11 protein-coding genes are annotated in these 13,156 nt (G+C 34.8%); 3 read left to right on the top strand and 8 right to left on the bottom strand.

The window, feature by feature from the left end; genetic code table 11:
- Positions 1-65: 65 nt before the first annotated feature.
- Both RA0C_RS04000 and RA0C_RS03995 read right to left on the bottom strand, forming a co-directional pair.
- Positions 66-794 carry a T9SS type A sorting domain-containing protein gene (locus RA0C_RS04000; protein WP_013446851.1) on the bottom strand — a complete coding sequence of 243 codons (729 nt, stop codon included), beginning with the start codon at positions 792-794 and terminating at the stop codon, positions 66-68.
- A 14-nt stretch (positions 795-808) separates the two neighbouring features.
- Positions 809-1,582, bottom strand: a complete 774-nt coding sequence (locus RA0C_RS03995) for a T9SS type A sorting domain-containing protein (RefSeq protein ID WP_013446850.1) — start codon at positions 1,580-1,582, stop codon at positions 809-811.
- 183 nt (positions 1,583-1,765) lie between these two features.
- Between RA0C_RS03995 and RA0C_RS03990 the strand changes: the two genes are divergently transcribed.
- The 3 genes from RA0C_RS03990 to RA0C_RS03980 are packed head-to-tail and all read left to right on the top strand — an operon-like array spanning position 1,766 to position 6,755.
- The gene (locus RA0C_RS03990) at positions 1,766-4,951 is read left to right on the top strand and encodes a hypothetical protein (RefSeq protein ID WP_014411248.1); all 3,186 of its coding nucleotides are present in this window, start codon (positions 1,766-1,768) and stop codon (positions 4,949-4,951) included.
- A gap of 49 nt (positions 4,952-5,000) precedes the next feature.
- A complete protein-coding gene (gene dusB, locus RA0C_RS03985; protein ID WP_004916898.1) occupies positions 5,001-5,978 on the top strand; it encodes a tRNA dihydrouridine synthase DusB in 978 nt (325 codons plus the stop codon).
- A gap of 15 nt (positions 5,979-5,993) precedes the next feature.
- Entirely contained in the window at positions 5,994-6,755 is a 762-nt protein-coding gene (locus tag RA0C_RS03980; protein ID WP_004916904.1) for an exodeoxyribonuclease III, read from the top strand.
- A 65-nt stretch (positions 6,756-6,820) separates the two neighbouring features.
- Here the strand turns inward: RA0C_RS03980 and RA0C_RS03975 are convergent, their stop codons facing one another.
- The 6 genes from RA0C_RS03975 to RA0C_RS03950 form a co-directional block, all read right to left on the bottom strand.
- Positions 6,821-7,201 carry a septal ring lytic transglycosylase RlpA family protein gene (locus tag RA0C_RS03975; RefSeq protein ID WP_013446848.1) on the bottom strand — a complete coding sequence of 127 codons (381 nt, stop codon included), beginning with the start codon at positions 7,199-7,201 and terminating at the stop codon, positions 6,821-6,823.
- A gap of 305 nt (positions 7,202-7,506) precedes the next feature.
- A complete protein-coding gene (locus RA0C_RS03970) occupies positions 7,507-8,841 on the bottom strand; it encodes a trigger factor (protein WP_004916910.1) in 1,335 nt (444 codons plus the stop codon).
- 173 nt (positions 8,842-9,014) lie between these two features.
- Positions 9,015-9,665 (bottom strand): porin family protein, encoded by a 651-nt coding sequence (locus RA0C_RS03965; RefSeq protein ID WP_004916912.1) that lies wholly within the window; start codon positions 9,663-9,665, stop codon positions 9,015-9,017.
- A 69-nt stretch (positions 9,666-9,734) separates the two neighbouring features.
- On the bottom strand, positions 9,735-10,301 hold the full coding sequence (locus RA0C_RS03960; RefSeq protein ID WP_004916914.1) for a hypothetical protein: 567 nt from the start codon (positions 10,299-10,301) through the stop codon (positions 9,735-9,737).
- Between the two features lie 37 nt (positions 10,302-10,338).
- Positions 10,339-12,690, bottom strand: a complete 2,352-nt coding sequence (locus tag RA0C_RS03955) for a TonB-dependent receptor (protein WP_004916917.1) — start codon at positions 12,688-12,690, stop codon at positions 10,339-10,341.
- An 83-nt stretch (positions 12,691-12,773) separates the two neighbouring features.
- Positions 12,774-13,115, bottom strand: a complete 342-nt coding sequence (locus RA0C_RS03950; protein ID WP_004916921.1) for a hypothetical protein — start codon at positions 13,113-13,115, stop codon at positions 12,774-12,776.
- Between the last annotated feature and the right edge of the window lie 41 nt (positions 13,116-13,156).

Genomic DNA, 13,156 nt, shown 5'->3' with positions numbered 1-13,156 from the left:
AACTATGTAACAAAAAAGTCTCGGATTATCCGAGACTTTAATGATAAATTAAAAATAAATTTGACTTATTTCTTGATAATTTTTTGAGAAACTTTCTCACCGTTTACTTCTCCAGAAACAATGTAAACTCCTTTAGGTAGAGAAGACAGGTTAAGAGCCCCACCGTTATTTACTTTAGCAGATTTTACTAACTGCCCATTTTTAATGTCAGCGTCTGCTCCAAATAGTAATTGTGTATCCACTACAGTATTTTTAACCAAGTTGATTTTTTTAGCATTGATGTTAGATACAGACATAGTGGTTTCTGTAACTACTATATCGTCCAAAAAAAATCTTGATCTAGCAGCCTGAAAACCTTCAAAGGTAATCTTTAAATCTCCCGTTGCGTTAGTGATATCTACTGTATAGATCTTAAAAGCTCCTTTGTCTAATGTAACTTCTGAAACACTTAGAGTTCCTCCAGTTGCTGAAATTTTAAGAGAGGTTTGTTCTGTTTTAGTATCCCAAGCGGCTGCTTTAAAGGAAAGTTTTCCGTTTCCTGTTAATGCGATAGTTGGGGTGGTTACACTTCCTAAACCACTTCCTGTTCCTATTTTAATACACGCATTAGCTTCGTAAGTTCTGTTTAGAGTCCAGTCTCCATAAGAATTGAGAGGTGCAGAGGCTACATTACCACTAAAAACACCATCATTACCACCTGTACCATTAATGTCATTAAAGTTTTCTTGGAAAACTTGAGCATTGATGCAAGCTGAAACTATTATACTAGTAATTAGAGAGAGTAATTTTTTCATTTTTAATATAATTTTTATTTTTTAATGATTTTTCTGCTGATTTTGTTGTAATTATCCTGTACGGTTACAATATAATTCCCTTTAGCTAGATGAGATATATTGATTGATTCTCCAGAAGATACTCTACTAGAAGAAAGTAGTTTACCATCTAGAGAATAGATATTTACAGTAGCTTTATTTGGTAAACTAAATGTTAATACATCATCTGCTAAAGTGTTGAATTTTACGCTATTATTGAAATCTTTAATATCCGTTACAGAAAGAGTTTCTTTGTCCGCAAAGAAAAAATCGTCTATATAGACCGCACCTTCAGCAGCATCGTTCCCTTTATACACTCTGAAAGACAATCTAGCAACTTCTGCACCTTCTGGAGCAACGGCTTCTATTTTAAATTGTTTCCATTCAGAAGAAGTAGTATCAATAAATTCTGATTGTAAACTCGTATCGCTAAGTAGTCCTGTGGCGGTTCTCCACTGTCCCCAATGTCTAACTCTAGTTGAAGCTGTTTCTTGAAGATACCAGCCAGAATAGACATAAGTTTTTCCAGGAGTAACAGCAATGTCTTTCATTCCCATACTGTTACTTCCTTTACTTGGTGATTTTATTTGTCCAGAAAAAGAACCACTATGCTTTTTAGTATCAGCTTTTGAGCTATTTGAATCGTGAAACCAATCTACAGCTTTACCAGCATCGTTCCAATTTTCTAGACCTGGATTTTGCACCAAATTCTGTGCAGAAACTGTTGTTACCAAAGCTACTGCAGCCATTAAAGAATAAAATTTTCTCATATATTATTTTTTTTAAAGTTACTATCTGCCCCAAAGTTAAAAACTTTATTACAGAAAAGAAGAAAAAGCCAATATGATTTATATTAAGTTTTGTTAATATTCCGTTATGTAAATTTGCAATTTCTTGTTAGTCATATCTTGAAGTATATAGTCGCTTTGCTCATAGTTTGGTTTAACTCATATATGGTATATGGGCAGGTATTTTCTTGGCATAACCCTTATCTTAAAGACTCTACAAAGAAGGATAGCCTTATTATAGCTAATATCAACAAGGAGGTTTTTACAAGAGATACTTTGGATTTTATAAAGTTACCACAGAGAAGTATTGTAGAGAAGTTAGAGCTTCCGTCTGCCAGTAAATCTCAACTAGATTTAGGTAACCTTAATACTCAAGGGGCTATTATCAGAGGTATTTCTTTTGGTAATGCCCAAGGCTCATCGGTGCAAAGTTCTATGGATTTACAGATTTCGGGTCAATTAAGCCAAGAGGTATCTATTTTAGCCAGTATCTCGGACCATAATCTTCCGATACAGGCAGATGGTTATACGCAAACATTAGACGAGTTTGATAAAATTTTTGTACAGCTCAACATCAAAAAAAAATCAATCCTTCGAGCGGGACATTTGGATTTGAATGATGAAACGACTTACTTCGGGAGATATCAAAGACGAAGTCTAGGGCTAGAGTTTCAAACCAAAATGGGAAAAGAAAATCCAACTTCTATACATTTATCGGCTGGGGTGGCTCGTAGCGAATTTCATAGAATTAGGTTTCAAGGAGTGGAAGGTAACCAAGGTCCTTATAGGTTGTCAGGCAAGAATGGAGAAACCTTTATCACCATTATATCTGGTTCCGAACAGGTGTTTATTGATGGCGTTTTAATGAAGAGAGGAGAGAACTTAGATTATATCATTAACTACAATACGGGAGAGGTTACCTTTACGAGCTTTAGACCTATTTACAATCAAAACTTCATCACCATTTCATACAACTATACCAACCGAAACTACACACGTTTTTTAGTTACTGGAGGAGTGGAACATCAGCGAGAGAAATTGAAACTTGGGCTTAATTGGTTTCTTGAAAGTGATAACAAAAACGCTCCTTTATCGCTTAATTTAAGCGAAGAAGACCAAAAAATATTGGCACAGGCAGGGAGTAATTCGGTTTTGATGGTGGCTCCGTCTGGGGTTGAAACGGCTTACGATGTTAATAAAATTCTTTATCGAAAAGTAAGCGATGCTAATGGAGATTACTATGAGTTTTCTACCGATGCTAATGAAAAACTTTATCAAGTTTCCTTTTCTTACACAGGGCAAAATGTAGGCGATTATATACTGAAACAAACCACGAATAATGGTCGGGTTTTTGAGTATGTAGGGCAGGGTAGAGGCGACTATTCTGCGTTGCGAAAGTTACCAGCACCTCAAAAAACACAGGTGCTTTCGGCTAATGTTTCTTATTTGCTGAATCAAGGCTATGTGGGAGCTGATGTTTCGTTAAGTCATTACGATGTTAATTTATTTTCTTCCAAAAATAATGATGAAAATAAAGGCTACGCTGCACGAATAGTAGGGGCAAAAACCTTTACTAAAGGTCAATGGAAGGGGACGTCAAGTTTTGAGTTTCAGCATATCAATAAGCAGTTTCATATCTTAGACCGTCTCAATAATGTGGAGTTTGCTAGGGATTTTAATCTTTCTCAAGAGTTTAATCACAGAACACAAAACAGACTTACATTTGGTTTTTTAAATGAATGGAAGCAAGGCTCTGCACTCAACTATACGCTTAATTTCCTCAACGAAGCTGGTACTTATCAAGGGATTAAAAATGATTTGAATTTTAAATGGATAAAAAATAAATGGCTTACAGAAGGTAATGTATCGTACCTTAACACCAATTCGGACTTACAGGATACTCGTTTTGTAAGAGGTCTTGCTTCCACTTCATATTTAGGCGAAAAAGGAAGTTGGACATTGGGTGGGCAAATGGAACATAATCTTAAAAACTTCAACAATATCCAAAAAACAGATGCTACGAGTTTTGCGTGGCGAGAACTATTTGTACAGAAAAAAATAGGTAATGAAAACAGAACTTTACTTCTAACAAAACTCTATCTAAGAGAGAACGATTCTGTGAGAAATGCAGGTTTAGAAAAGGTTAATCAGATTTTGGGGGCAATGGTGGAGAGCCAAATTATTAAAAATGAAAAAACAACTCTTACGGCATTGGCTCATTATCGTAAGTTTTATCATACTTCGGAATCGTTGGTTCAGAATCAAAATCAGGATTTTGTAGTGGGGAATATTTTATATCATCAGCAGTTGTTTAATAATGGAGCGAGGCTCCAAGCCTTTTATGAGTTGGGTAATGGGCAAGAGGCACAAAGGGAATTTCAGTATTTAAAAGTAACCGATGGACAAGGGATTTACAAATGGACAGACTACAACGGCGATGGGGTACAGCAGTTAGACGAGTTTGAAGTAGCGGAATATGCTGATTTAGCTCGATACATCAGGGTTTATACCAATACAATAAAATATTTACCTTCTAATAAAAACAAACTTCAGCTGTCGTTATTCATCAGTCCAGCACAGATATTTAACTCTCAAAGTCGTTTTGTGAAAAGGTGGAATTTTAATCTTTCGCTTTTATCTCAAAATTCTTTTTATAAAAAAGACCGTGTTTTGGTTTGGAATCCGTTTGAAAAACAACAAAATCAAATTCTAAAAAATCAAAGCTTCTTGGCAACGGCACAATTTTTACCTAATGAAGTTTCGGGGTGGAATGGCACTTACCGATTGATATTAAACGATAACTTAATAAATGCTAATTTTAGTTTAGAGTCTAAAAAGCAGTCTTCTCACTTTGTGAATATTGGCTATTGGTTTAATAAAAATCTTAGAGCGGATTGGGAAAATCAGTATCAGAGTTTAACTAATGCTTCGGAGATGTTTAAGTCTAGAGATTATCATTTAATTCATCTAGAAACACGCCCAAAATTAACCTATAAACTTACAGAGGCTATACAAGCAGAATTATCTTCTGCTTTAAAGCAAAAACAAAGGCTGGACGGAGAAGAGCATTTAAAAACCTTTGACCTCACAGGAAGTTTACAATGGGAGCGTTCTAAGACTTCGGTTAGGGGAAGTTTTTCGTTCATCAATAATGATTTTAAAGGCAATAGTTTTAGTTTGGTAGGCAACCAAATGTTGGAAGGACTTAAAGTGGGCAAAAACCAGGTATGGACGGTGTTTTTGCAACAGTCGATAAATTCATTTATAAAACTTAACCTCAACTATGAGGGACGAAACTCTGGAGACAGAACTATACACATAGGAAGTGTACAAGTGAGGGCAGGGTTTTGATTTCTTAAAAACGGATTTGATTTAAAATAAAAACACTTACTTTTGCAGAATGGTAAAAATAGGGAATATAGAATTGCCAGATTTTCCTTTATTGCTGGCTCCTATGGAAGATGTGAGCGACCCTCCGTTTCGTAGGCTTTGTAAAATGCACGGTGCAGATTTAATGTATTCGGAGTTTATCTCTTCGGAAGGGCTTATCAGAGATGCTATAAAGTCTAAAAAGAAGTTAGATATTTTTGATTATGAAAGACCTATTGGTATCCAAATTTTTGGGGGAGATGAGGAAGCTATGGCGATGTCCGCCAAAATAGTAGAAACGGTACAACCCGATTTGGTAGATATTAACTTTGGGTGTCCTGTGAAGAAAGTAGTTTGCAAAGGGGCAGGAGCAGGGGTTTTGAAAGATATAGACCTAATGGTAAGGCTTACCAAAGCCGTAGTAAATTCTACCCATTTACCTGTAACAGTTAAGACAAGGTTGGGCTGGGATACAAACAGTATCAATATAGATGAAGTAGCGGAACGACTGCAAGAGGCAGGTATTAAAGCACTTACAATACACGCAAGAACGAGGGCTCAAATGTATAAAGGAGAAGCCGACTGGGAGCATATTTCTCGCATTAAACAAAACCCTAATATTGAGATTCCTATTTTTGGGAACGGAGATATAGACTCGCCCCAAAAAGCCTTAGATTATAAAAACAAATATGCTTGTGATGGAGTTATGATTGGTAGGGCTGCCATTGGTTATCCTTGGATTTTTAATGAAGTAAAACATTTTTTCCAAACAGGAAAGTTACTTCCAGAACCTACATTACAAGACCGTTTAACCGCAGTAAGACAACACGCCGAATGGAGTGCTGAATGGAAAGGTGAACGCCTTGGATTGATAGAAATGAGACAACATTACAGTAATTATTTCCGTGGGGTGCCACATTTTAAGGAGTATAGAAAAAGGTTTTTAGAAATACTTACTTTGGAGGAAATGGATAGCCTCATCAGTCAAATCATAGAGGCAAATAATTAAAGCTAAAACAAAATAATGAAGATAATATCTTATAACGTCAATGGTATTCGGGCAGCTTTTAATAAGGATTTAATCGGTTGGTTAGGACATGCTGCTCCCGATGTTATTTGTTTTCAGGAAAGCAAGGCTCAAAAAGACCAAATAGATATAGCAAGTTTCGAGAAAGAGGGCTACCATACCTATTGGTTTTCTGCGGAAAAGAAAGGGTATAGCGGGGTAGGTATCGCTACTAAAATTCAGCCTAAGCACGTAGAATATGGTTGTGATATGGAGCTATACGATAAAGAAGGGCGAGTGATAAGAGTTGATTTTGAGGATTTTTCGGTAATATCTGTATATGTGCCTTCTGCTACCAATATAGATAGGTTGGATTTTAAAATGCAGTTTTGTTACGATTTTTTAGCTTATATAAAAGAGCTAAGAAAAACCATTCCTAATTTAATTATTTCGGGAGATTTTAATATCTGTCATCAAGCAATAGATATCCACGACCCTGTAAGATTAAAAAATGTATCTGGTTTTCTTCCTATAGAACGAGAATGGATGACAGAGTTTTTAAAAGAATGTGGGTTAATAGATAGTTTCCGTTATTTTAATACTGAACCCAACCAATACTCGTGGTGGAGTTATAGACAAAATGCACGAGCTAATAATAAGGGTTGGAGGTTAGACTATCATTTTGTGTCGGACTCGTTGGAAAGTCGTTTGTCTAGAGGGCTTATCCTTAGTGATGCTTATCACTCGGATCATTGTCCCGTTTTAGTGGAGTTAAAATAAAAAGTTAAAAAAACTCATCTTATTATTCAAAATAAGATGAGTTTTTTATTTTCTTTTAAGCTTAATTAAATTTCGTCTTCGTCTAGAACTTTATAAGTAATGGGCATTGTTCCTCTTTTGTGATCTCCTATGGCGTTGTAAGCGGCTTTACTGAGGTCAAAGGAACGTCCTTTAACATAAGGTCCTCTATCATTTACCCTAACTACTACACTTTTACCAGTTCTAAGGTTGGTTATTTCTACCAATGTTCCGAATGGTAATCTCTTATGAGCGGCAGTGAGTTCATTATTGTTGAAAATTTCGCCACTTGCTGTTTTCTTTCCGTTGAATTTGTCGTGGTAGTAAGATGCATAGCTACTGCCTGTTTCATCATTATTACTTTTAAACGAATAAACTCCTACAAAAGAAATAATCATTATGATTACGAGAATTGTTCTTTTCATCATTTTGAATTTTTATTTGTTTTACGGGGGCAAATTTATACTTAGTCTCCTTACTCACCATATTTATATGTTAATAATAGTTAATTTTATGTTAATAGAATGTTAAAATAATTTCTAAACCCTTTATTTAAAGCGATTTTAAAAGATTGTTAAAAAGTGTTAAAAAAGAGTATTCAATGTTAATTATTTTAATAATGCATCGAATAGAATTTATATTGTATTTGTTTAAGTGGTTGATTATGAGAAATAAAAAACCTCACTTTATATAAAGTGAGGTTTTGAAAATTATATCAAATTCAAGGGGAATATTAACCTTGGATTTCTTTTAAGAAATCATCATGAGAGATTTTACTTTCCTTTTTAGATGCTTTCTCTAAGATAACATCTTTTAGTTTAGTCATAGCTACCTCTGAAGATATTTGTCTTACTTGCTCTTGGTTTTTAAGCATTTCTACAGCGTACTTTTGGATTTCCTCATCAGAAAGATGGTGGATACCGTAAATAGCTAACTGATTTCTTACTAGTTGTTCAGCTTGAGCTAAAACATCAGCATAATCTATCTTAACATCATTGTCAGACATTAGCTTACCTTCAATAACTTGATATTTAATTTGGTTCTTTTCCGCTTCAAATATCTCCTTAGCTTGCTCTTCTGTTGCAATGTTTGGATTAGAGAACATTAACCACTTGATTAAGAATGCTTCTGGAAGTTTTACTTCTTCTTTCTCGGTGATTTGCTCTAATACCTTATTTACAAAGTGTACATCTGCATTCTGTTGGAAATATTCATCTAATTCAGATTTTACTTTAGCTTTAAGCTCTTCTTCAGATTTTACAGTATCCTTACCGTAAACAGAATCAAACAGCTCTTGGTTTAGTTCAGCTAAGTTAAGTTTGTAAATATCTTTTACAGTTACTTCAACCTCATTATGATGTAGATGTTCTGCTTCTTCTTTAGCAAATCCTAAAAACTTAGCTAAATCTTCGTCTTTTGTAAGCTCTTCTTTAGAAACTTTTACAGACTCATCTTTTTTAAGTTTTTTAACTAATTCAAAAGCTGCTTTATTCTCTGCATTGATGACCACATGCTTAGGAGCGTGGTTGTGTTCTCCTTCCGCATCTTCTTCCACTACTTGAGAAACTTCTAGAGAGATGTAAGAATCTTTAGTTACTTTTTCTTGAGCTTCTCTTTCTGCAAATCTCTTTTGCATATTCTCTATGCTTTGCCCTACTTCTTTGTCAGAAGCTTCTATCTTGTAGTGAGGAGCTTCGTATTTTGCTAAATCAATATTGAAACTTGGCTCAAAACCTACTTCAAAAGAAAGTTCTAATTGCTCCTGGTTAGTGTCCAATTCCTCTACTGGAACTGGTACAGGCTGTCCTAATAGTCTTAGTTTATTTTCGCTGATATAGTTATTAAGACCTTCTGAAACTTGCTTGTTGATTTCCTCGTAAGTTAATCCAGCTTCGTACTGTCTTTTAATCATTCCTAGTGGAGCTTTACCTTTTCTAAAACCAGGAATAGTAGCGTTTTTAGCGTAGTTAATTAACTGTTTTTCAACTTTGTCTTTGTAATCTTTTTTATCCAAAGTTACTGTAAGCAAAGCGCTTACTTCATCGTGATTTTTACTCGTAACCTTCATTAATTGAAATTTTTATGATGGCAAAAATAATAAAAATAACTGGCTTTTGGGTAATATTATGAAAAAATCGGTGTAAAATATTTCGCTCTAGAATGATTGTGAAAGTAATGCTATGAAATAAATAAAGAGGCTATTTCAAAAAATGAAATAGCCTCTTTTTGCGGAAGATAATGCTAGAACTTGTAGCCAATCCCTATTTGCCAAAATCTACTTTTAATGTTATCATCTTTAGATTTGGATAAATCGGTAACTCCGATATTGTACCTTGTATCTAAGAACAACCCATTGCTGAAATTATATTCAGCTCCTATAAACGGTGAAAAATCAAAAGAGTTGGTGTCTTTTTTAATGTTAGTTGTATTGTTCGTTTTTTCTACAGAACCAGATATGTTGGTTTCAGAGTTTTCTTTAACTTTAGCCGATAAAATAACTCCAAGATTAAAACCTCCAGATAAAGCTAAATTATTTAGCGCATAGTATTTAGCAGATACAGGAACTAGCAAATTATTCAAGGTATAAGTTAGTTTTTCATTAGTATAGATACTACCTGTTTTACTGTTGAATTCCTCTACTCCTTTTAAGGGAGAGTATAGGATTTCTCCTTGAACTGCCCATTTGTTGGTAAATTTGTATTCTGCAAGAAAACCTGCATAAAATGTAGATGTACTAGAAGAAGAAATACTAGTATTACCTATACTGAGAGAGCGTACAGCTCCTGTATCTCCGATTTCAGATAAGGCGTATCCTGCTTTTCCACCAAATTTAAGTTGTGCATTTGTAGTACTGTACAGAGCTAATGCTCCTAGTAAAAATACTTTTTTCATTTTGTTTGATTTTTTGAGTTAAACATCATATTAAAGTATCAATATCTGTGTCTACATAGATATATTTCATTATTTAACATTAAAAGTAGCATCAATATCCTCTTCACCACCTGTTACAGTTCCTGCTTCGTCTCCATTAGCACCGCTCATTTTCACAGAGGTAGGAAGGTGGTAAAGTCTAATGTTAGCTTTAGCTCCTGTTTTTGGTGCAGATGTTACTTGCCACTGTGTTTTTAGACCTATTTTAGACCCATCTTTTCTAGTGCTTTCAGCTTCATCTTTTCTAGTAACTTTAACATCTACATTAGAGAAATTATAAGTGAAAAAATGTTCCTCTTTTAGTTCTATGATTTCATCAGTAACATCGTGGGTATGGTCGTCATGAGGAGCTACTAATGATAATTGGACATCATAAGTATTGTTTTCTTTTAAAACCAACTCTTTATCAGCTCCTTCTGCACTAAATGTAGCGGTTTGTGTACTATTATCAGCAGTATTGGTAAGTGTAATGGTGAGATATTGTACTTCGTCATGGTTGTGTACATCGGCAGGTGCTTCATCATTGTCTCTACAAGAGTTGAGTGCTAAAATACTTACTACAGATAATACTACAGTTTTTAAAAATGAATGTTTCATAATGTTTTAAAATTGTTTAAATTAAAAATGTTAATAGTTAAAAATTAAATTGACAAGTGAAAATAATATTTCGTCCCAAAGCATCAGAGAAAAATCTTAAACGGTTAAGATATTCTCTGTAAGTTGTGTTGAATATATTATTAACACTCAAATTAAGCTGAATGTTTTTAGTGAGTTTTGCTCCAGCATTGAGATTCCAAATTTGATAACCTGCGGGTGGCGTGCTAATGTCTAGCCACTCTTTGGTTATTGTATTGTTCTCATATACATCGTAGGATAAAAGCCTCATAGGAAATCTTTTCTGCTTAAATACCACTAGGTTTTCTATTTGAATATGCCACGGTTTTTTACCTTTGTTATCATATCTTAGGGCGTTTTTAATCTGCATTGGAGGCATAAGTATCAGAGGTTCTTTGTGGGTTAAATCTTGTCCGTACACATAGCTCATTGCTCCATTCCATTGTAATTTTGGAGTGATGTTAAGCTCTGAATCTATGTCTATCCCATACATTTTGGCTTTAATCTGTTGATATTGCCATACGGGAAAATTCCCACGAATGGTACTTTCCACTCCGTTAGGCGTTTGGTTAATAAAACTATCGGAAGTGAAATAATACGGATTAACATTAAGTTTAAAGCCATTAAGAACGGAGGCTTTAATACCAATGCTTAGGTGGGCTTGGTAGGTTTCCTCGTTTTTGATGCTCATATCTCCCTTTTCAATAATGGCAGCAGCGTGGTGTAGCCCATCAGCGAATAACTCTGCAACATTAGGACTTCGGCTGTTTCTTATCAAGTTAAATTTGGTAGTAAGAAAGCGAGTGGGCTGATATTCCATACCCAACGATGCTGATATATTATGATAATAAAGTTTTGGACGCACCAATGTTTTCACACCTTTGCTTTCAATTACAAACTGCTGAAATGCTTGGTTGTAAGCTGCCCAATCTTTATTAAGGTAATATTTATAAACATCGTAGAAATTCATATCGTACCGCAAAGCTGCTTCCCATTTCCAAAGATTTTTTTGATACTTGAAAATAGAAAAAGCACCAGCATCATACCTGTGGTAATCTGGTATTAAACGAGAACGCTCCGTTTTTGGGTCGGGAAAATTAACCTGATAATTTCCTGATAGACCTGTTTCCCACTGCCAGTTGGGTCTTTCTAATAGATGATAAAGAGCCAAACTTTGGGTAGTTAGTAGTAGATCGGTAGCAGGTTTATCATTGTAGGCTCCTCTACGAATATCATATTCAAATCTGTGATTTTGCTGAAAGGCATACTCTAAAGTAAATTTCCCTAGCTTTCCTAACCTTTTGTAAGCCTCCAATTTAGTAATGTGATGGCTAACTTCTTGTTTAGGGTTCTCTATTTTATAACCAAAATTACCTGTAAAGTAGGATTGTCCGTTATTGATGGCATCGGCAAAGTTTCTTGCATTACTGATATGAGCTCCTTTATAAATTCCAAAATTTTGGTTGATGAAAGAATATTTAGCTGTGATTCCGTATTCGTATTCTCTTTTTTGTAGGGAAAAGTGGAAGGCGTTTTCATCTGCACCTGTATTTTGTAAACTATAATTGGGCGTTTCCAAATCTCCTAGCTTTTTGGCAGAACCTTGCGTACGCAAAGCCCAACCGTTTTGCCAAGTCTTTGTAATGTCCGTATTCAGAGCCAAGCCTTTACCGTTGCTGATGCCTGATAAAGCTACTTTACCCATAAGGGTGTCTTTTTTAGGATATTTAGGACTTTCTAGTAGTATAACGCCACCTATGGCATCTCCACCATACTTTAGTGCAGACGCTCCCTTTACAACATCTATATGGTCAAAAGCATTGGGGTCCACGCTAGGAGCGTGTTCTATGCCCCATTCTTGTTCTGCCATTTTGATGCCGTTGTTCATCACTAATACTCTACTACCGTAAAGCCCTTGTATAACAGGTTTAGAAATGTTATTTCCTGTTTTAATACTATTTACTCCAGAAATTTCAGACAATATATTGCCTAAATTTTCGGTAGTTTTTTGTTCTAAAAAAGACTGTTCTAATGTTTTGATAACCGCCGTCCCTGACTTTTTATGAATGCCGTGTACTACTACGGTTTCTATTTCATTAGTATGATGTTCAAGGAAAATATTGATTTTAATATTGCTATCAAGCGTTATCTTCTTAGTAAAAGGTTCACAATCTAAGTGGGTTATCAAAAGATGATGAGTGCCTTTTTTGTAAGAAAAATTAAAATTTCCTTGAGTATCAGAAGTAATAATGAGTTTTCCGTTAATGCTTATTTTAGCGTTAGCCAAAGGCGTATTGTCGTGCAAATCTCTTATCTGTCCTTCTATGAAGTAAAGCTGTGCATTTAGAACGGTGCTGAAAAACAGCATCATTCCAATCCAAATTGATTTCATTTAAAGATATGAAAATTAAAAGGTTAAAACCGTGTCCTAACAAAATAACGATATTATTTCTGTTAAATAGAAGGCGGTCCTCTAAGTAAGAAATAAACAATTTGATTCTGAAGGATGCCCAGTGTCTTGTAGCTTGTTATAAGTGTAGTAGCTACTGATACTAAAACTTCAAAGTTTACCTTTTTGGGAAGTAGAGAATGTCCTGAAATGAAAAAATGACAGATAGAACAATCATCTCCCTTTAAATTGATTATCTTGTGATTCTGTTTTTGGAAAGAATTATAATTACTATTAAAAGTCTCTTGATGCGAGTGGAATACACTAGCCATCAGTAAAGCTAATGCATAAACCCATGCAAGGCTTACACTTGTAACTTTTCTGAAAAGAGGTTTCCCTGAAAACATTTTGCAAAGGTAAAAAAACTTTTATTTAGTTAGGGTATAAA

Origin of the sequence: Riemerella anatipestifer ATCC 11845 = DSM 15868 (genome assembly GCF_000252855.1) — a bacterium.
GTDB classification, from domain to species: domain Bacteria; phylum Bacteroidota; class Bacteroidia; order Flavobacteriales; family Weeksellaceae; genus Riemerella; species Riemerella anatipestifera.
This window is presented reverse-complemented; position numbering and strand designations above follow the sequence as displayed.